Below are 17,002 nucleotides of genomic sequence, written 5' to 3'. Positions count from 1 at the left end.
GGCGGCCGCGAGCGGGTTATTCTTAGGTCATGGCGCTTCTGGACTGGATCAGCGACGCGGGCGGACCCGTGGTGGAGGGCGAGGGGGTCATCCTGCGCTCGCCGCGCTCGACCGACCATGAGGCCTGGGCCATGCTGCGGCAGGAGTCCTATCCCTATCTCCAGCCGTGGGAGCCGACCTGGCCGGAGGACGACCTGACCCGCGCGGCCTTCAAGCGGCGGCTGGCGATCTACCAGCGCGAGCTGGAGGCCGGGAACGCCTGGCCCTTCTTCATCTTCACCGATCACGGGCGAACGCTGGTGGGGGCCGTCACCCTGTCGAACGTCCGGCGCGGCGTCGCCGAGACCGGCACCATCGGCTACTGGATCGGCCGCCGGTTCGCCGGGCAGGGCCACGCCACGGCGGCGGTGCGCGCCCTCGTCAGCTTCGCCTTCAACGAATTGAACCTGCATCGGGTCGAGGCGGCGTGCGTGCCGCACAACATGGCCTCGCGCCGGGTGCTGGAGAAGTCGGGCTTCGAGCATGAGGGCCGGGCGCGGGCTTATCTCAAAATTAACGGCGGTTGGGCAGATCATCTCCTGTTCGGCCGCGTGAATGACGGGGCCGGGCGCGCCGGCTGACGCCGTGCACCGGAGAACCGCGGCGCGTGAACACTCGCTCCAGAAGTCTGGCCTGGGACGCGACGACCGCCATTGAGGCGTTGGCCGCCGCCGATGCCGCGCTGTGGATCTGGACGCCCGCCGAGGATCAGATGCGGTTCACGGGCGCGACGCGGGCCCTCGGGCTGGGTCCGCTGGCCCCCGAATGCTCGGGCGCCGCCTTCACCGCCGTGGCCATTCCGCAGGACCGGGCGCTGGCTGAAAAGATTCTCAAGCCGCAGGAGGAGGGGACCGAGGTCGCCGTTCGCCTGCGCATGCGCGATTCCGAGACCTGTATCTGGCGAGGGGTCTGGCTTGAAGACGGCCTGCGCGCCGCCGGCGTCGTGGCCCTGGAAACCAAGTTCGCCGCCTCGCACCGCGATCACCTGACCGGCCTTCTGGACCGCCGCACCTTCCTGTCGCGCGCCGGCGAGACCCTGACCCAGATGGGCGAGTTCGAGCTGGTGGTGGCCGACGTCGACCGCCTGCGCCGTCTCAACGAGGCCCTGGGCCATGAACGCGCGGACCTGGTGCTGGCCGCGCTGGGCTCGCGCCTGAACGCCGCCTTCCCGCACGATTCCAACGCCGCCCGCATCGGGGAGGACGAGTTCGCCATCCTGGTCCCGCGCGGCGCGGGCGCGGCGACCGAACGCCTGCGCGAGGCGCTGGAACAGCCGCTGCGCGTCGCCGGTTTCGACATCTATCCGACGGTCTCCATCGGCGGCGTGACCGTCGAGGGCGGCCCCGACGCCGCCGATCCCGCCGAACTGCTGCGCCGGGTCGAACTGGCGGTGGAACAGGCCAAGACCGCCGGGCGCGGCGGCATCGCCGCCTATGGCCGCGCGCTGGAGAGCGACAGCCTGTCCCGCCTGGCGCTGGAAGCGGACCTGCGCAACGCCTTCGTGCGCGGCGAGATCGAGCCCTTCTACCAGCCGATCGTGAACCTCAACACGGGCGCGGTCGCGGGCTTCGAGGCTCTGGCCCGCTGGCGTCACCCCAAGCGCGGCATGGTCCCGCCGGATGAATTCCTGGGCCTGGCCGACGAGATGGGCCTGATGAACGACCTGGGCCTGCTGATGATGACCGCCTCGGCGCGGCAGCTGGCCGAATGGCTGGCCCGACACCCGTCGGCGGGCAAGCTGTTCTGCAGCGTCAACCTGTCGGTCGGCGAGATCGAGCGGGCCAATCTTGTCGAAGACGTCTCGCGGATCATCAGCGAGGCGGGCCTGCCCAAGGGCGCGCTGAAGCTGGAGGTCACCGAAGGCGACATCATGCGCGACACCACCCGCGCCGCCGAGACGCTGACCAAGCTGCGCAACGCCGGGGCCTCGCTGGCGCTGGACGACTTCGGCACCGGCTTCTCGTCGCTCAGCTATCTGGCCAAGCTGCCGTTCGACACGCTGAAGATCGACCGCTACTTCGTTCTGACCATGGACAAGGACGAGGGCTCGGCCAAGATCGTCAAATCGGTCGTCAACTTGGGCCGCGACCTGTCGCTGGAAGTCGTCGCCGAGGGCGTCGAGAACGCCGGCCTCGCCAAGCTGCTGCTTGAGGCCCAGTGTCACTACGGGCAAGGCTTCGGCTACGCTCAGGCCCTGCCCGCGCAGGAGGCCGAGGTCTATCTGAACGAGTCCCTCGCTGATGGGACGGCGCCGATCAAGGCTCGGTCGGCTTGATGATCGGAGACGAGACCCCGGGATGGCTGCGCATCCTGGGTATTGTCGCGGCTCTCGGCCTTGTCGGGTGGGGCGCTTGGGAAAAGTGGACCAACTCGGGCGCGGGGCCTGTCGAGCGCGCGCTTCGGCAAAATGACCCTTCCTTCGGCGAGGCTGTGATCCACCTCGCCGAAGGGCCGAATTTCATCGATTCCGATGGATCTCAGCGGCGCCGGACCAGGTTGTGGTGCGGTCGGGTCGACGGCCGGGTCGATGGGAGGGTCGCAGTCCTCATGCGGCACTCGCGAAAATGGACAGGCGTCAGCGTCGAAGAGGTCGCGTCCGGCGAGACCGCGCTGACGGATCGCGCGCGCTGGCTGCTGTCGAAATGCGAGGGCGTGAGGCTCTAGGCCCGCCCCGCCTGCCCTGACAGTTGCGCCGGATCGACGCCAAGCGTCGCCACGGCCCGCGCCCATTTGGCGTCGTAGTCGGTGTCGAAGATCAGGCCCGGATCGGCGTCGGCGGTCAGCCAGACATTCTCGACCAGCTCATCCTCCAGCTGCCCGTCGCCCCAGCCCGCATAGCCGAGCAGCAGGATCGACTGACGCGGCCCCTTGAGCGGATCGACCATGGCCGCCAGCGCCTCGCGCGTGCCGGTCATGGCCAGACCCTCGCCGAAGGGCATCGAGGCGTCCTCCATCATCCAGTCGTCGGTGTGCAGGACGAAGCCGCGTTCCCGCTCCACCGGACCGCCTACCAGCACCTTGCGCGCGGCGGCGCCGTCCGGGGCGGGGGTGTCCAGCTTGGACAGGACGGCCTTCAGGTCCACGCCCGGCGCGGGGCGATCCAGTCTCAGGCCCATGGCGTGGTCCGGGCCGTGGGCGCAGACCAGGATCACCGCATGCTCGAAGCGGGGGTCGCTGATGCCCGGCATGGCCACCAGCAGGCGTCCGACGAGGGATTGGAAGTCGTCCATGCCCTTATGATCGGCACGCGAGGGCGGCGGCGCAAGCGCGGCGTGGACGCAGGCGGTTGGCGCGGCCCTCGGCAACGCCTATCTGGTCCGGGAGTTTGATCCTCATCTTCCTTCCAGGAGCCTGCCATGACCGTCCAGATCGGCGACCGTATTCCCTCGGCCAACCTGACCCGGGCCACCGACGACGGCCCCAAGCCGGTCAGCACCGACGACATCTTCGCGGGCAAGACCGTGGCCCTGTTCGCCGTTCCGGGGGCCTTCACCCCGACCTGTTCGGCCCGCCACCTGCCCGGCTTCAAGGATCACCGTGAAGACCTGGCCGCCAAGGGCGTCGACACCGTCGCCTGCGTGTCGGTCAACGACGCCTTCGTCATGGGCGCCTGGGCCGACAGCCAGGGCATCGGCAAGGAAGACATCCTGATGCTGGCCGACGGCAACGGCGACTTCACCCGCCAGCTCGGCCTGGCGCTGGACGCCAAGGGCTTCGGCATGGGCGAGCGTTCGCAACGCTACTCGATGCTGGTCAAGGACGGCGTCGTCGAACAGCTGAACATCGAGCAGGGCGGCGAGTTCAAGGTGTCCTCGGCCGAGCACCTGCTGGCGCAGCTCTGAAACCCAATGATCCGCTCATCCCGGCGAAAGCCGGGATCCAGTTCTGTCCAGCCTGAGGCCGGAGCTTCAGGCTCGGAGAGTGAGCCTTCCGGGCAGGACCGGTCTTCCAAAGCGCTGGATCCCGGCTTTCGCCGGGACGAGCGGAATGGAAATGTGAGCACCGACGTCTTCACCCCGGAAAAGCGCAGCGCCGTGATGCGCCGCGTGAAGGGGAAGGACACCACGCCCGAACTGGCCGTGCGCCGCATCCTGCGCACGGCCGGGATCGGCTATCGGCTGGGCGGCGCCGGCCTGCCGGGCCGGCCGGACGTGGTCATGAAGGGGCGGCGGACCGTCATCTTCGTCCACGGCTGTTTCTGGCATGGCCATGACTGCCCGCGCGGGTCCAGACAGCCCAAGGCCAACGCCGCCTACTGGATCGCCAAGATCGACCGCAACCGCGCCCGCGACGCCGTCAACGCGGAGGCGCTGCAGACGCTGGGCTGGCGGGTCGTCACAGTCTGGGAATGCGCGATGAAGGCGTCCGACTGTCCCGACCGCCTGCTGGCGGCCGTGCGCGATCAGGCGGCGGCCGTCTCGATATCGTCCGCGTCGCCCTGATCCGTCATCACATGGGTGATGGCGCCCAGCAGCATCGGCGGCGTGATCGGCTTGGGCACGAAATAGGTCATGCCTGCGGCGGTGCAGGCGGCGATGTCCTCGGGCGAGGTGTCGGCGGTCACCGCGATGATCGGCACGCCCGCATTCGGGCCGTTTCCGGCGCGGATGCGCTTCGTCGTCTCGCGCCCGTCCAGCTCCGGCATCCGCACGTCCATGAAGATCAGGTCGAAGGCGGTCTGTTCGCAGATCTTCAGCGCCGCCATGCCGTCGGCGGCGGTGGCGATGTCGCAGCCCAGCGGCTGCAGGATCAGCTGGATGGCGCGGCGGTTGATGTCGTGGTCGTCGACCACCAGCACCCGCATCGGACGGCCTTCGTCCTCGTCGTCATAGGCCTCGTCCGCGATCGGTTCGGGTGCGGCCTCGGCGGCGACGGGAGCCGGAGCGGGGCGAGCCGTCTCCAGGGGGCGGGGCGCGACGGCGGGGGCGGCGGGGCCCTGCCGGTTCGACAGGACGCGGGCGACGGCGTCGCGGCTTTCCTGATCCAGGCCGGGCGTGACCGCCTCGGTCATCTCTCCCGGCGCCAGGCGCAGGGCCAGAGTGAAGCGGGCGCCCTCGCCAGGGCGGCTGCGGGCGGTCAGACGGCCGTCCATCAGGTCCGCCAGCTGCCGGCTGATCGACAGGCCCAGGCCGGTGCCGCCGTGACGCGCGCTGACCCCGTCCATGGTCTGGTCGAAGGGGGTGAACAGGCGGGCCACCTGCGCGGCGGTCATGCCCGGGCCGGTGTCGACCACCTCGATCAGGACGGCATAGCCGCCGGGCTCCTCGGTCCAGCCGTTCAGGCGCAGAGTGATCGCGCCCTTGTCGGTGAACTTGATGGCGTTGGAGATCAGGTTGTTCAGCACCTGCCGCAGGCGCATCGGGTCGCCGCGCACCGAGGCGGGCATGGTGGCCGCGCCCTCGACGCGGAACTTCAGGCCCTTGGCCCGCATCGGTCCGCGCCACAGGCGGACGGTCTGGTTGAGCAGTTCGCGCAGGTCGAAATCGACCGCGTCCACGGTCATATGGCCGGCCTCGAGCTTGGCGTGATCCAGCAGATCGTCCAGCAAGGCCTTCATCATGAAACCGGCGTCGCTGATCAGGCGGGCCTGAGCGCGCGCGGAGCCGTCGTTGGCCCCCCGTTCCAGCTCTGCCGCGCCGGTCAGGATGGCGCTGATGGGGGTGCGCAGGTCGTGGCCGACCGTCGCCAGGAAGGCGCTGCGGCCGTCCATGATGCGCTCGGCGTCGATACGCTTCTGCTCGGCCTCGATCCGGGCGGCGCTCTCGGCGGTGCGCGCCTCGTTCATCCGCTGCCAGGTCGACAGGCAGTAGGTGATGAAGACGCCCACGGCGATGGCCGCGGCGGTCACGAAGCCGGTCGAGCCGCCGAACAGGGCCATGAACACGGGGATGGAGGTCAGGTACAGGAACTGCGGCGTGACCGTCAGGATCAGCACGCGCATGGAACGCGGCGCATTGATCATCGAATAGATGGCGCCCGCCGACAGCAGCATGGCCGCGCAGACCCCGCCCATCGGACCGCCGATCAGCCACAGCGGGACGGACAGGCTGCCGAAATAGCCCGCGTTGACGAACAGCAGAAGATCGCCGGCCAGGGCGCGGAAACCGGTCAGCTTCTGGGCGCGGCCGCCGATGATCGGGGCGAAGGCCCACAGGTCCAGGCCCTGAACCAGGAAGTAGCCCAGCACCCATCCGACGCTGATGTTCCAGCCGATCAGGGGACTGAAGACCAGGGCGCTGGCGGCGGCCATGCCGAGACGCTGCAACAGCGCCTTGCGACGCTGGCGGATGGCGATGACCCATGGATCGGTCATCGGCGTCGTGTTGCTGGCGCCGGTGTTCGCCATGCGTCTCCCCGAGGATGGGCGTACTCGCCCTTCCTTCCACCATGACGCGTCTGCCCTAACGGTCCGTCAACGGCCCGTTCCAACGGCCTCCGAGACGGTGGAGAAGCCGTCCGCGCGCAGGCGGGCGGCGAGGTCGCGCTTGATCCGCGACACCAGGCCGGGCCCCTCGTAGATCAGGGCGGAATAGACCTGGATCGCCGAGGCGCCGGCGCGGATCCGGGCCCAGGCCTCGGCCCCGGAATCGATGCCGCCGACCGCGATCAGGGGCAGCTTACCGGCGGAGGCGTCGGCGGCGGCGCGAAGCGCGTCCAGCGCCCGCGCCCGCAGCGGGGCGCCCGACAGGCCGCCGGCCTCGCCCTTGTCGGGCGAGCGCAGGCTGTCGGGGCGGTCCAGCGTGGTGTTGGAGACGATCAGGGCGTCCAGGCCGTGGTCCAGGCTGGCCTCGACGATCATGCCGATCTCGTCGGCGGTCAGGTCGGGCGCGATCTTCAGGAAGACGGGGGTCGGGTCCTCGCCGCGGGCCGCCGCCAGCCGCCCCAGCAGGTCGTCCAGCGCTGCTCGGCCCTGCAGGGCGCGCAGGCCCGGCGTATTGGGCGAGGAGACGTTGACGGTGACGTAGTCGGCCAGACCCTTCAGCCGAACCAGACCGGCGACATAGTCGGCCGCCTTGTCCTCGGTATCCTTGTTGGCGCCGAGGTTGGCCCCGATCACCGCCGTCTTCGGGCGGCGCGCCAGTCGGTCCGCGAAGGCCTCCAGCCCGGCGTTGTTGAAGCCCATCCGGTTGATGATCGCCCGGTCTTCACTAAGCCGGAACAGGCGCGGCTTCGGATTGCCGGGCTGGGCCAGCGGGGTGACCGAGCCGCATTCCACGAAGCCGAAGCCCAGGCGCGCCAGCCCGTGCAGGGCCTCGCCGTTCTTGTCGAGACCCGCCGCCAGCCCGACCGGATTGGGCAGGTCCAGCCCGGCCAGACGGGTGTGCAGCACGGGATCGTCGGCGCCGGGCGCGGGCAGGGGCGTGACCTGCAGCGCCTTGATCGCCAGCTGGTGGGCCATCTCGGGATCCAGGCGGCGCAACAGGGCCGCGCCGAGGTCGGTCAGGGCCATCCGACGGCTCCGTCTTCGAATCGCATGATCCCGTCCGCATCCACCGACAGGCCACGCTCGTCGCGGGCGGCGGAAACGGGCAGCGGGGCGTACAGGTGTGGAAACAGATCGCCGCCGCGCGAGGCTTCCCACTTCAGCGCCTCGCCCAGAACCGCCAGGTCCACCTCGATCAACAGCAGGTCGCCACGCCCGGCGTAGTGGCGGCGCGCCGTCTCGGCCAGCTGGGCCGCGCTGGACATGTGGATGTAGCCGTCCTTCAGATCGACCGCCGACCCGGCATAGGCGCCGTCCAGACGGGCGAGCTCCCACTCGGCGTGGTCGACCAGCTTGTAGGCGATCTCGCTCATTCGGCGATGTCCCGCGGCTGCAGGAAGCCTTCGAAGGTGCAGCGCCCGGCCACATCCACCGTGAACAGGGCCGCGGCCCCCGGCGGGAAGCCGCCGCTCATCCGGTCCAGCACGGACGGCGAGGCGGCGCTCTCGATCAGATATTCGACAGCCAGCAGGTGAACGCCCGGATTGTGCGCCACCACCAGCAGGCAACCGGCCTCGTCCTCGACCGCCTCGATATGACGGCGCAGCGTATCGGCCGAGCCGTTGTAGAGCGGTTCGTCGTCGCGCACCTCGACATCGCCCATGGCGTCGTGGACCAGGGCCCAGGTCTGACGGGTGCGGGAGGCGGGGGAGACCAGCGCCAGATCCGGGCGCACGCCCCTGGCCGCCAGGGCGCGGCCCATCAGGGCGGCGTCGCTCCGGCCACGCGCCGACAGGTCGCGGTCGCGATCACGGCCGGAGCCGCTCGCCCGTTCCGCCTCGGCGTGGCGCATCAGGATCAGTCGCTGCATGGGCCGCCTTTACGGGTGTTCGGCCTATTCGGCCAGATCACGCCGGGCGCGCGAGGCCGGTTGCGGCTGCAGTGCGGAGTTCCGCACCGGGACGGTGGCCACCGCCCCGCCGGGACGGGCCCTGGCGTAGGCCTGGCGGGTGGCCTCCAGCAGGATGACGCCGGCGGCTCCGGGCAGCACATGCTTGCCGATCTGTTCCAGCCCGTCGGCCAGCGGCAGCAGCGGACCCCACGGCGGCACATACAGGGTCTGGGACCAGGCCGTCGGCTCCAGCCCGGCCTCGCGCACCAGCCGTTCCAGCTGGCGACGGGTGAAGGGCCGTCCGTGGCCGAAGGGGGTGTTCTCGGACCGCGCCCAGAGGCCGCCGCGCGCCGCCGCCACCAGGATGACCCGGCCCGCCGGCGCCAGCGCCCGCACCGCCTCCAGCATGAGCGCCTGGGCGTCCTCGGCCTCTTCCAGCGCATGGACCATCAGGATGCGGTCGAATGATCCGGCGGCGAAGGGCAGGCGGCGGTCTTCGACCAGCACGGTGCGGTTCTTGCCCGCCTGCGGCCACAGCTCGACGCCCTGACCGCCCGGCATGGCGGCGACCACCCGGCGTGCGCCGATGAAGGCCTCCAGCCACGGTGTCGCATAGCCCAGGCCCAGCACGTCGCAGTTGCTGGCCTCGCCCCACGCGTCCTCGAGCCGGCGGGCCAGCAGTCGGCGGGCCAGCGCGCCCGCGGGCTCGCCGTAGAAAATCCTCAGGTCCTCGATGCTGCGCCGCATGGGGCCAGCATAGACCCGCCGGGGAGCGGCTGCCAGAATGCCGTCATGACCCTCGAAATCCGCCTCTTCCCCTGCCTGAACGACAACTACGGCTTCCTGGTCCGCGACACGGCGACCGGAATCGTCGCGACGGTCGATACGCCCGACGCGGCGGCCATACTGGCGGAGCTGGAGCGGTCGGGTTGGGGGCGGCTGGACCTGATCCTGAACACCCACTGGCACCCCGACCACACCCAGGGCAACGCCGCCCTGCAGGCCGAGACCGGCTGCGAGATCGTCGGCCCGGAGGAGGTGCGCAAGGCCGCGCCGCTGGATCGCGTGGTGCGCGGCGGCGATACGGTGATGCTGGGCGAGACGGTGCTGGAGGTGTCTGACGCGCCGGGGCACACGCTCGGCCACATCGTCTATCGCGCGCCGTCGGACGGTCAGGCCTTCGTCGGCGACGTCCTGTTCACTCTCGGCTGCGGCCGCCTGTTCGAGGGCACGCCGGACCAGATGTGGGACAGCCTGCGGACGCTGGCCGTCTGGCCGGACGAGACGACAGTCTGGTGCGCGCATGAGTACACCGCCGCCAACGCGCGCTTCGCCCTCAGCCTCGACGACCGGCCCGAGATGCGGGCGCGCGCCGCCGAGATCATGGCGATGCGCGAACGGGGCCAGCCCACCGTGCCCACGACCATCGGTTCGGAGAAGGCCTTCAATCCGTTCCTGCGGGCGGCGGACGCCGCGGACTTCGCGGCCCGGCGCGCGGCCAAGGACGGCTTTACCGGTTAGGCGTCGGGTCCTGCGGCAGGAAGGCGCGGATCACCCGCGCGGACGATGGACGCCCCGCGACGCCCTGCGTCGGGGCGACCACGATGCGCAGTTCGCCCCGCACATAGGTGACCGCCGTGCTGCCGCCCTGAACGATGACGATGCGGCGCAACTGGTTCAGCGACGACCGGCCCGTCGGCGAGCGGGCGATGCGCAGCACCGCGTCGGTCGACAGGATCAGGGCTTCGACGGTCAGGCCTTCGGCGTCCGCATCGGTGTCGACATTGATCTCGATCAGCCGACCCATGGTCTGGCTCATCATGGCGCTGCGGCGCGTCATCAGCTGGAACAGCTGCGCCGGCCCCAGCGACGGCTGGGTCAGCGCTTCACCCGGTCCCGTCAGCGAGACGGGCGACCCGCCCGGCGCGCGGCTGGTGAAGACCGTCATGCCGCCGCCGGGCGTCAAGCGCAGGATCTGCTGGCCGGCGTCGTTGCGGTAGATGACGTCCCCGCGCGGCGCGGCGGTGGGGCGCAGCACCCAGGTCTCGTCGCGGCGATCGAAGCGTAGCAGGGGGCGCTGCCCCGACCGGTCCAGGGTGAAGGCCTCGCCCGATTCCGATATGTATCGTCCGACGGGCGGTGGCGCGTGATTGGCGCCACCCCGGCTGCGCAGCGCCTGGCTCTGCTCGGCCTGGGCGTTGCCGCGTTCCTGGGCGAAGACCTGGGGCGCGGTGAATGCAGCGGACAGCAACGCCGCCGCCGCGATGGCAAGCGCCATCACGGTCGGAAGCGGCCCGCGCGCCATTCTGACCCTTGCCGTCAACTCCATGGCTGACTTGGTGCAGTCGTCACGCGGCGGATTTTGGGCAGGGATCGGATCAGCCGACCAGATACTGACCGCCGTTCAGCGACAGGGTGCAGCCTGTGACATATCCGGCACGTTCACCGGCAAGCCAGGACACCATGTCGGCGATTTCCTCGCCTTTTCCGAGCCTTCCGACCGGGATCTGGGCGATGATTCCGGCCAGGACCTTCTCGTCCATCGCGCCCACCATCTCGGTGTCGATGTAGCCTGGGGCGATGCAGTTCACGGTCACGCCCTTGCGCGCGTTCTCCAGCGCCAGCGCCTTGGTGAAGCCGATCATCCCGGCCTTGGCGGCGGAATAGTTGGTCTGGCCGATCTGGCCTTTCTGGCCGTTGATCGAGGAGATGTTGACGATTCGGCCGTGGCCCCGGTCGCGCATGCCGTTGATCACGTGGCGCGTCATGTTGAAGACGCTGTCCATGTTCACGCGGATGACGTCCGACCACTGGTCGGCGCTCATCTTGTGGAAGAAGCCGTCGCGGGTGATGCCGGCGTTGTTGATCAGCACGTCGACGGGCCCCAGCTCGGCCTCGACCTCGGCGACGGCGCGGGCGCAGTCGTCATAGGAGCCGACATTGCCTTTCACCACCATCACGCCCAGCTCGCGGGCCGTGGCCTCGGCGGCTTCGGTATTGCCCGAATAGCCGGCGGCGACGGCCATGCCGTCCTCCTTCAGCCGCTGCACGATGGCTTTGCCGATACCGCGGGTTCCGCCCGTGACCAGTGCGACGCGTGCCATATGCGCTTCCTTTTCCCTTGAGCGGCGGTCTCTGACGCGGACCGCCTGCCGCATGGATACGCTTTAGCCCGCGCGCCGTTGCGCGGAAAGACGCCGTTACGCAGCTTTATCGTCGGCGCGTCACCCGAGCTTGGCGATCAGGGCCTGCGCCGCCGCCGGATTGCGCACTTTCGCCCCGGCGATGAAGTAGGCGAACACGTCGCCGCGCTTGGCCCAGTCCTTCGCCCGGGCCGCGATCCCGTCCAGTTCGGCCGAGGTCATGCCGGTCGGCTCGTCCTGCCTGCTCGACATCAGGCGCGCATAGGTGAAGTCGGCGGTCGGCAGGTCGATCCTGGGCCATTCCGGCGCTTCGTCGTCCTCGGCGTAGACGATGGCCGCGCCGTATTTGGCCGCTAGATCGTAGAACTGCTGGGTGTCGAAGGTCGGGCTGCGGACTTCCAGCGCGTGACGCAGCCGGATGCCGTCCTTCTCCTTGGGCAGCAGCTTCAGGAAGCCCTCGAAGTCGACCGGGTCGAACTTCTTGGTGGCCATGAACTGCCAGTTGATCGGCCCCAGCTTGTCGCCCAGCGCGGTCAGACCCTGGTCCAGGAACCGCTCGAAGCTCTCATTGCCTTCCGACAGCACCTTGCGATTGGTGCAGAACCGGCTGGCCTTCACCGCGAAGACGAAGTCGTCCGGCGTCTCGTCGCGCCATTTCATCCAGGTCTCGGGCTTGAAGCCGGAGTAGTAGGTGCCGTTGATCTCGATCGAGCTCAGCTTGCTGGAGGCGTACTCCAGCTCCTTCTTCTGGCTGAGTTTGTCGGGATAGAAGACGCCGCGCCACGGCTCGAAGGTCCAGCCGCCGATGCCGACCCGAATGGTGCCTGTCATGGTGTCCTCTCCCTGTCGTCCAAGGACCTAGGATCAGACCGCCGATCCCACAAGCGCCCGATAGGCCGCCGTCGCCTGCGCGCGGGCCGTATCGTCGTCCAGCAGGCGGCGCGAATGCCCGTAGGCCAGCACGATGCCCTTGAACTGGAACACCAGGATCTCGAGCGCGACGCTGTCGGCGTCGGGCTTCAAGGTCCGGAACTCGCGCTTCAGCGTCTTCGCCCACAGGATCTGGCTGTCCTTCAGGGTGTCGCGCAGCGGGCCGGGCTGATCGTCCAGTTCGATGGCCGCCGCCTTCAGCGGGCAGCCGCCCGGCCGGTCCTCGCCGTCAATCCAGTCCAGTTCGCCCTGGAAGATGCGGTCCAGCCGTTCGCGGCCCTGCGCCAGCGGCTCGGCCGGGGCCCAGACGGCGGCGGTGAAGCGGGCGATCATGGCGTCGACCACCTCGGCCTGCAGCGCCTCCTTGGACTGGAAATGCTTGAGCACGGCGCTCTTGGACACCCCCGCCGCGCCGGCGACGTCGGCCAGGCTGACCGCCGCCAGCCCACGCACGGTGACCTGGGCCATCGCCTCGTCGATCAGCCGGGCATGGGTGGACTCGCCCTTGGGCGGCATCAGCGGAAATCCTGTTGACTCAAAGTGACCGATCGGTCACTTATGGGTGTACGACCGGTCACTTTTATCCGATCCCGGTCGTTCTGACCACCCCCTCCGAGGAGGAAGCGCCATGCTTCTCATGTCCCTGATGACGGCGGCCCTTCTGGCCGTTCAACCTGCGCCGGCTCCCACCGGCGCTTCGGCCACCCTGGTCCAGCCGCGCGAGATCCGGCTGAACCTCGACGGCCGCAACTGGGCCTGCGGTCCGAACGGCGCCTGCGTCGGCCGGGGCGGCGGCGCGGCCCAGCCGCTGATGCGCGAGTGCCGCCGGTTCGTGGCCCGCACCGGTGCCGTCTCCGGCTTCAGCCGCGGCGGCCTGGCCCTGACCCAGGCCGAGATCGCCCAGTGCAACACGGCCGTGGCCGCTTAAGAAAGCCGCCGGTCGTCAATCGATCACCGCCTCGATCCCGGCCAGCAGGCTGGCGGCGGTGATCGGCTTGGCGACATGGCTGTCGGCGCCGGCGGCCATCGCGTCCTGGCGGTGTTCGATCATGGCGTTGGCGCTCAGCATCACGATCGGGGTGCGCCCCCGGCCGGGTGAGGCCGCCTCCAGCGCGCGGATGGCGCGGGTCGCCGTCAGTCCGTCCATCACCGGCATCTGCATGTCCATCAGGACCACGTCGAAGTCGTCGTCCTCGAACGCCGCGACGGCCTGGGCGCCGTCCCCGGCGATGACCACCTCGGCCCCGTGGCTGGCCAGGATCAGCTGGACAACGCGCTGGTTCGTCGGGTGGTCTTCCGCCAGCAGGACCCGCAGCGCGCGCTCGGTCAGCGGATGGGCGCCCCCTCCGCCGCGGACGTCGCGCGCGTCATAGTCGTCGAGGCTCTGCTCCCGCTCCAGCGGCAGGGCGAAGCGGAAGCGGCTGCCCTCGCCGGGCGCGGACTGGGCCTCGATCTCGCCGTCCATCATCTCGACCAGCGAGCGGCAGATGGACAGGCCCAGGCCGGTTCCGCCGAAGCGGCGCGTGATGGTGCTGTCGGCCTGGTTGAAGCGCTCGAACAGGTGCGAGGCGTGGTGAGCGTCGAAGCCGACGCCGGTGTCCTCCACCGAGATCGCCAGCCGGCCCTCCGCCATCTGGACGCGCACGGTGATCGCGCCCTCGGCGGTGAACTTGACCGCGTTGGACAGCAGGTTGCCGAGGATCTGGCGGATGCGGGTGCTGTCGCCGCGGAACATCCCGCGCGCCTCGGGATCGCGTTCGATGTGGAAGGCCAGGCCCTTGTCCTCGGCCCGGGTCTGCATGACCGCGATGGGCTCCAGGGCCTCGTCCAGATCGAAGGGCCGCGACTCCAGGTCCAACTGGCCCGCCTCGATCTTGGAGACGTCGAGGATGTCGGACACCAGCCGCTCCAGCGTCACCCCCGAACTGCGGATCAGCTCGACCATCTCGGTCTGGCCGGCGTCCAGCGCGGTGCGCGACAGGGCGTCGACGATGCCGATGACCCCGTTCAGGGGCGTGCGGATCTCATGGCTCATATTGGCCAAGAAGTCGGACTTGGCCCGGTTCGCGGCCTCGGCCGCCGCCTTGGCGTCCAGCAGGGCCTGCTCGGCCGCGACCCGATCCGTGACGTCGCGGGCCACGCCGTAGATGCGGTCGCCGGACCGCTGGGCGCGCCATTCCAGCGTGCGGTAGTGGCCGTCCTTGTGCTGGTAGCGGTTGATGTGACCCACCACGGGGGCGCCGGGACGCCGGTTCTCGACCTCGCGGGCGCTGTCCCGGGTTCCGGGCAGGTCGTCGGGGTGGACCAGGTCCAGCAGATAGGTCCCCTGCAGCTCCGCCGGCGCATAGCCCATGGCCGCCCGCCAGGAGGGGCTGACCCGAACCAGGCGCCCGTCGAGCTCGCGGATGACCAGCAGGTCGAGGGAGACGTCGAAGAAGTTGGCCAGTTCCGCCTGCCCCCCGGCGCCGGGCGCCGTGTCGTCGTTGGAGCTTCTGGCGGGGGCAGGGCAGGTCATCGTCGAGGGACGTCCGCAGGGGTAACCGGAACATCAAGCTTAACGCCGTGATGTTAAGGTCGGATTGCATTGGTCCGCGTCAAATCGCCATGCGCGGGCCGCCGGGCGGGGGCGTCAGCCGCGCAGTTCCAGGTCGTTGCCGTCGGGGTCGCTGATGTAGATCGATACCGCCTCGCCGGTGGAGCCGTACCGCGGGCCTTCGTCGCCCAGCTTGACGCCATGCGACTTCAGATGGGCCCGTACGGCCTTGATCTGGAAGTCGGCGATGCGCAGGCACAGGTGATCCATGTTGCGGCCTTCCGGACCCGGCGCCGCCCCGCCCTTGGCGCCCAGCACGCCGGCGACCGGGACCAGATCGATGAGGGCGTCGCCGGCCCGCAGCTGGATCAGGCCGATGTCGTCGCGGCGGCGTTCGACGGTGCAGCCGATCACCTCGCAATAGAAGGCGACCATCGCCTCCAGGTCGCGGGTGCGGATCACCACGTGATCAATGCCGAGGGGGCGCATCAGTAGGCGAAGTCGCGGTACAGGCGGGTCAGGTCGCCCTGCCATTCGCCGTTGTACAGCTCCAGCAGCCGTTCGGCGGGGGTCACGCCGCTGGCGGCGATGTCTTCCAGTTCGGACAGGTAGCCGCGCTCATCGACCATGCCGCCCGAGAAGCGGGCCCGGTTCTTCAGGCCCTGACGGGCGATCTCGACCATGTCCCTGGCGACGGCCTGCACGGTGCGGCCGCCGACCTCGGCCTTGAGGCCCAGCCGGGTCACGTCGCGGCGCAGGCGTTCGTGGTCGGCGATGTCCCAGTCCTTGACCAGGTCCCAGGCGGCGGCCAGCGACGGGGCGTCGTACAGCACGCCGGCCCACAGGGCCTGCAGGGCGCAGATGCGGCTCCACGGCCCGCCGTCGGCGCCGCGCATTTCGAGATAGGCCTTCAGCCGCACCTCGGGGAAGAGCGTCGTCAGGTGGTCGTTCCAGTCCTTGAGCGTGGCCAGCTCGCCCGGCAGGTCGTCCAGCCGGCCATCCATGAATTTGCGGAACGAGCGGCCCGACAGGTCGATGTACTGGCCGTTGCGCTTGGCGAAATACATCGGCACGTCCAGCGCATAGTCGGCGTAGCGCTCGAAGCCGAAGCCGTCCTGGAAGACGAAGTCGAGCATGCCGGTGCGGTCCGGATCGGTGTCGGTCCAGACGTTGGCGCGGGCGGTCAGGAAGCCGTTGGGCTTGCCTTCCGTGAACGGAGAGTTGGCGAACAGGGCGGTCGCGATCGGCTGCAGCGCCAGGGCGGTGCGGAATTTGGCGACCATGTCGGCTTCGCTCTCGAAGTCGAGGTTCGACTGGATGGTGCAGGTCCGCAGCATCATGTCGAGACCGAGGTTCCCCTTCTTGGGCATGTAGGCGCGCATGATGCCGTAGCGGCCCTTGGGCATGATCGGCACGTCCGCGCGCGTCCACATCGGGTCGAAGCCGGTCCCGAGGAAGCCGAGGTTCAGCTGGTCGGCGACCTGCTTGACCTCCATCAGGTGCTGGCCGGTCTCGTTGCAGATGTCGTGCACGTCCTTCAGGGGCGCGCCCGAGAGTTCGAACTGGCCGCCGGGCTCCAGGCTGATGGAGGCGGTCATGCCCTCGCTGTTCTTGCGCTCCAGGGCGATGACGTTCTCGCCTTCATAGACCTTGTCCCAGCCGAAGCGGGTCAGGCCGTCCAGCATCGCCTTGATGCCGTTCGGGCCTTCATAGGTCGGGCGGCGCAGGGTCGAACGGTCGAAGCCGAACTTCTCGTGCTCGGCGCCGATGCGCCACTGGTCGCGAGGCTTGGCGCCCTTCGACATGGCCCCGATCAGGTCTTCGCGGGAAAGCGGCGCGGTGTCGGCCATGGATGTCTCAAGCCCCTCGTGTCGCGGCTAGATGGGCGGGAAGCGGCGCTTGCTCAAGGGGCAGGCGGAATTGGAACGGTCCCGACAGCGGTTTCGTCGGACTCGTGGCGGAAAAAAACGGGTGCGAAGAGTGCGAACAGTGCAATTCCATCGTGCCGTATTCTGCCTCGCCGATACGTCAATTCCGGTCGG

At 69.6% G+C, this 17,002-nt stretch carries 20 protein-coding genes; 7 read left to right on the top strand and 13 right to left on the bottom strand.

What is annotated here, in order from left to right:
• The first annotated feature begins 29 nt into the window (after nt 1–29).
• From AC3WRV_RS15925 to AC3WRV_RS15915, 3 genes are read left to right on the top strand one after another with little or no spacing between them, the layout of a single operon-like run.
• A complete protein-coding gene (locus AC3WRV_RS15925; RefSeq protein ID WP_492314014.1) occupies nt 30–620 on the top strand; it encodes a GNAT family N-acetyltransferase in 591 nt (196 codons plus the stop codon).
• A gap of 26 nt (nt 621–646) precedes the next feature.
• The gene (locus tag AC3WRV_RS15920; protein WP_492314013.1) at nt 647–2,314 is read left to right on the top strand and encodes a putative bifunctional diguanylate cyclase/phosphodiesterase; all 1,668 of its coding nucleotides are present in this window, start codon (nt 647–649) and stop codon (nt 2,312–2,314) included.
• Nucleotides 2,311–2,703 carry a hypothetical protein gene (locus tag AC3WRV_RS15915; RefSeq protein WP_492314012.1) on the top strand — a complete coding sequence of 131 codons (393 nt, stop codon included), beginning with the start codon at nt 2,311–2,313 and terminating at the stop codon, nt 2,701–2,703. The genes AC3WRV_RS15920 and AC3WRV_RS15915 overlap by 4 nt, the downstream gene beginning before the upstream one ends.
• On the opposite strand, the gene AC3WRV_RS15910 is transcribed toward AC3WRV_RS15915, so the two are convergent.
• Entirely contained in the window at nt 2,700–3,269 is a 570-nt protein-coding gene (locus AC3WRV_RS15910) for a YqgE/AlgH family protein (RefSeq protein WP_492314011.1), read from the bottom strand. The genes AC3WRV_RS15915 and AC3WRV_RS15910 overlap by 4 nt on opposite strands.
• A gap of 126 nt (nt 3,270–3,395) precedes the next feature.
• On the opposite strand from AC3WRV_RS15910, the gene AC3WRV_RS15905 reads away from it, so the two are divergent.
• Nucleotides 3,396–3,881: a peroxiredoxin gene (locus AC3WRV_RS15905; RefSeq protein WP_291833302.1), complete on the top strand. Its 486-nt coding sequence runs from the start codon at nt 3,396–3,398 to the stop codon at nt 3,879–3,881.
• 153 nt (nt 3,882–4,034) lie between these two features.
• The gene (locus AC3WRV_RS15900) at nt 4,035–4,481 is read left to right on the top strand and encodes a very short patch repair endonuclease (protein WP_492314010.1); all 447 of its coding nucleotides are present in this window, start codon (nt 4,035–4,037) and stop codon (nt 4,479–4,481) included.
• Here the strand turns inward: AC3WRV_RS15900 and AC3WRV_RS15895 are convergent.
• From AC3WRV_RS15895 to AC3WRV_RS15875, 5 genes are all read right to left on the bottom strand, one after another.
• A complete protein-coding gene (locus tag AC3WRV_RS15895; protein ID WP_492314009.1) occupies nt 4,442–6,385 on the bottom strand; it encodes an ATP-binding protein in 1,944 nt (647 codons plus the stop codon). The two genes, AC3WRV_RS15900 and AC3WRV_RS15895, sit on opposite strands and share 40 nt — an antisense overlap.
• Before the next feature lie 66 nt (nt 6,386–6,451).
• On the bottom strand, nt 6,452–7,489 hold the full coding sequence (locus AC3WRV_RS15890; protein WP_492314008.1) for a quinone-dependent dihydroorotate dehydrogenase: 1,038 nt from the start codon (nt 7,487–7,489) through the stop codon (nt 6,452–6,454).
• Nucleotides 7,480–7,836 carry a DUF952 domain-containing protein gene (locus AC3WRV_RS15885; protein WP_492314007.1) on the bottom strand — a complete coding sequence of 119 codons (357 nt, stop codon included), beginning with the start codon at nt 7,834–7,836 and terminating at the stop codon, nt 7,480–7,482. Before AC3WRV_RS15885 ends, AC3WRV_RS15890 begins: the two co-directional genes overlap by 10 nt.
• The gene (locus AC3WRV_RS15880; RefSeq protein WP_492314006.1) at nt 7,833–8,333 is read right to left on the bottom strand and encodes a SixA phosphatase family protein; all 501 of its coding nucleotides are present in this window, start codon (nt 8,331–8,333) and stop codon (nt 7,833–7,835) included. The genes AC3WRV_RS15885 and AC3WRV_RS15880 overlap by 4 nt, the downstream gene beginning before the upstream one ends.
• Nucleotides 8,334–8,357: 24 nt before the next feature.
• Nucleotides 8,358–9,101: a class I SAM-dependent methyltransferase gene (locus tag AC3WRV_RS15875; RefSeq protein ID WP_492314005.1), complete on the bottom strand. Its 744-nt coding sequence runs from the start codon at nt 9,099–9,101 to the stop codon at nt 8,358–8,360.
• Nucleotides 9,102–9,146: 45 nt separating this feature from the next.
• On the opposite strand from AC3WRV_RS15875, the gene gloB reads away from it, so the two are divergent.
• Nucleotides 9,147–9,875, top strand: a complete 729-nt coding sequence (gloB, locus tag AC3WRV_RS15870; RefSeq protein ID WP_492314004.1) for a hydroxyacylglutathione hydrolase — start codon at nt 9,147–9,149, stop codon at nt 9,873–9,875.
• Here the strand turns inward: gloB and AC3WRV_RS15865 are convergent.
• From AC3WRV_RS15865 to AC3WRV_RS15850, 4 genes are all read right to left on the bottom strand, one after another.
• A complete protein-coding gene (locus tag AC3WRV_RS15865; RefSeq protein WP_492314003.1) occupies nt 9,865–10,632 on the bottom strand; it encodes a DUF4908 domain-containing protein in 768 nt (255 codons plus the stop codon). The two genes, gloB and AC3WRV_RS15865, sit on opposite strands and share 11 nt — an antisense overlap.
• Nucleotides 10,633–10,732: 100 nt before the next feature.
• Nucleotides 10,733–11,458 (bottom strand): acetoacetyl-CoA reductase, encoded by a 726-nt coding sequence (gene phbB / locus AC3WRV_RS15860; RefSeq protein ID WP_291833328.1) that lies wholly within the window; start codon nt 11,456–11,458, stop codon nt 10,733–10,735.
• Between the two features lie 120 nt (nt 11,459–11,578).
• The gene (locus tag AC3WRV_RS15855; protein WP_492314002.1) at nt 11,579–12,328 is read right to left on the bottom strand and encodes a DUF72 domain-containing protein; all 750 of its coding nucleotides are present in this window, start codon (nt 12,326–12,328) and stop codon (nt 11,579–11,581) included.
• A 33-nt stretch (nt 12,329–12,361) separates the two neighbouring features.
• Nucleotides 12,362–12,943 (bottom strand): TetR/AcrR family transcriptional regulator, encoded by a 582-nt coding sequence (locus AC3WRV_RS15850; protein ID WP_291833334.1) that lies wholly within the window; start codon nt 12,941–12,943, stop codon nt 12,362–12,364.
• 112 nt (nt 12,944–13,055) lie between these two features.
• Here AC3WRV_RS15850 and AC3WRV_RS15845 point away from each other — a divergent pair, with 112 nt between their 5' ends.
• Nucleotides 13,056–13,355 (top strand): CC_3452 family protein, encoded by a 300-nt coding sequence (locus AC3WRV_RS15845; RefSeq protein ID WP_492314001.1) that lies wholly within the window; start codon nt 13,056–13,058, stop codon nt 13,353–13,355.
• Between the two features lie 15 nt (nt 13,356–13,370).
• Here the strand turns inward: AC3WRV_RS15845 and AC3WRV_RS15840 are convergent, their stop codons facing one another.
• The 3 genes from AC3WRV_RS15840 to AC3WRV_RS15830 all read right to left on the bottom strand — a co-directional run bounded on the left by AC3WRV_RS15840 (nt 13,371) and on the right by AC3WRV_RS15830 (nt 16,810).
• The gene (locus tag AC3WRV_RS15840) at nt 13,371–14,942 is read right to left on the bottom strand and encodes an ATP-binding protein (protein WP_492314000.1); all 1,572 of its coding nucleotides are present in this window, start codon (nt 14,940–14,942) and stop codon (nt 13,371–13,373) included.
• A gap of 114 nt (nt 14,943–15,056) precedes the next feature.
• On the bottom strand, nt 15,057–15,449 hold the full coding sequence (locus AC3WRV_RS15835; protein WP_492313999.1) for a VOC family protein: 393 nt from the start codon (nt 15,447–15,449) through the stop codon (nt 15,057–15,059).
• Nucleotides 15,449–16,810: a glutamate--cysteine ligase gene (locus tag AC3WRV_RS15830; RefSeq protein WP_492313998.1), complete on the bottom strand. Its 1,362-nt coding sequence runs from the start codon at nt 16,808–16,810 to the stop codon at nt 15,449–15,451. The genes AC3WRV_RS15835 and AC3WRV_RS15830 overlap by 1 nt, the downstream gene beginning before the upstream one ends.
• Nucleotides 16,811–17,002 lie beyond the last annotated feature (192 nt).

The sequence above is a fragment of the Brevundimonas sp. EU05-FHT14B11 genome (assembly GCF_058790835.1).
Note: the sequence above shows the minus strand (reverse complement) of the source record. Positions and strands in the feature narration are given on the sequence as shown.

Excerpts from the sequence above, each read along its gene's own strand:
- AC3WRV_RS15895 (WP_492314009.1), bottom strand. The coding sequence starts at position 6,385 with ATGGCGAACACCGGCGCCAGCAACACGACGCCGATGACCGATCCATGG.
- AC3WRV_RS15835 (WP_492313999.1), bottom strand. The coding sequence starts at position 15,449 with ATGCGCCCCCTCGGCATTGATCACGTGGTGATCCGCACCCGCGACCTG.
- AC3WRV_RS15925 (WP_492314014.1), top strand. The coding sequence starts at position 30 with ATGGCGCTTCTGGACTGGATCAGCGACGCGGGCGGACCCGTGGTGGAG.
- AC3WRV_RS15845 (WP_492314001.1), top strand. The coding sequence starts at position 13,056 with ATGCTTCTCATGTCCCTGATGACGGCGGCCCTTCTGGCCGTTCAACCT.
- AC3WRV_RS15865 (WP_492314003.1), bottom strand. The coding sequence starts at position 10,632 with ATGGCGCTTGCCATCGCGGCGGCGGCGTTGCTGTCCGCTGCATTCACC.
- AC3WRV_RS15875 (WP_492314005.1), bottom strand. The coding sequence starts at position 9,101 with ATGCGGCGCAGCATCGAGGACCTGAGGATTTTCTACGGCGAGCCCGCG.
- AC3WRV_RS15910 (WP_492314011.1), bottom strand. The coding sequence starts at position 3,269 with ATGGACGACTTCCAATCCCTCGTCGGACGCCTGCTGGTGGCCATGCCG.
- AC3WRV_RS15885 (WP_492314007.1), bottom strand. The coding sequence starts at position 7,836 with ATGAGCGAGATCGCCTACAAGCTGGTCGACCACGCCGAGTGGGAGCTC.
- AC3WRV_RS15855 (WP_492314002.1), bottom strand. The coding sequence starts at position 12,328 with ATGACAGGCACCATTCGGGTCGGCATCGGCGGCTGGACCTTCGAGCCG.
- AC3WRV_RS15905 (WP_291833302.1), top strand. The coding sequence starts at position 3,396 with ATGACCGTCCAGATCGGCGACCGTATTCCCTCGGCCAACCTGACCCGG.
- phbB (WP_291833328.1), bottom strand. The coding sequence starts at position 11,458 with ATGGCACGCGTCGCACTGGTCACGGGCGGAACCCGCGGTATCGGCAAA.
- AC3WRV_RS15890 (WP_492314008.1), bottom strand. The coding sequence starts at position 7,489 with ATGGCCCTGACCGACCTCGGCGCGGCCCTGTTGCGCCGCCTGGATCCC.
- gloB (WP_492314004.1), top strand. The coding sequence starts at position 9,147 with ATGACCCTCGAAATCCGCCTCTTCCCCTGCCTGAACGACAACTACGGC.
- AC3WRV_RS15880 (WP_492314006.1), bottom strand. The coding sequence starts at position 8,333 with ATGCAGCGACTGATCCTGATGCGCCACGCCGAGGCGGAACGGGCGAGC.
- AC3WRV_RS15850 (WP_291833334.1), bottom strand. The coding sequence starts at position 12,943 with ATGCCGCCCAAGGGCGAGTCCACCCATGCCCGGCTGATCGACGAGGCG.
- AC3WRV_RS15840 (WP_492314000.1), bottom strand. The coding sequence starts at position 14,942 with ATGACCTGCCCTGCCCCCGCCAGAAGCTCCAACGACGACACGGCGCCC.
- AC3WRV_RS15830 (WP_492313998.1), bottom strand. The coding sequence starts at position 16,810 with ATGGCCGACACCGCGCCGCTTTCCCGCGAAGACCTGATCGGGGCCATG.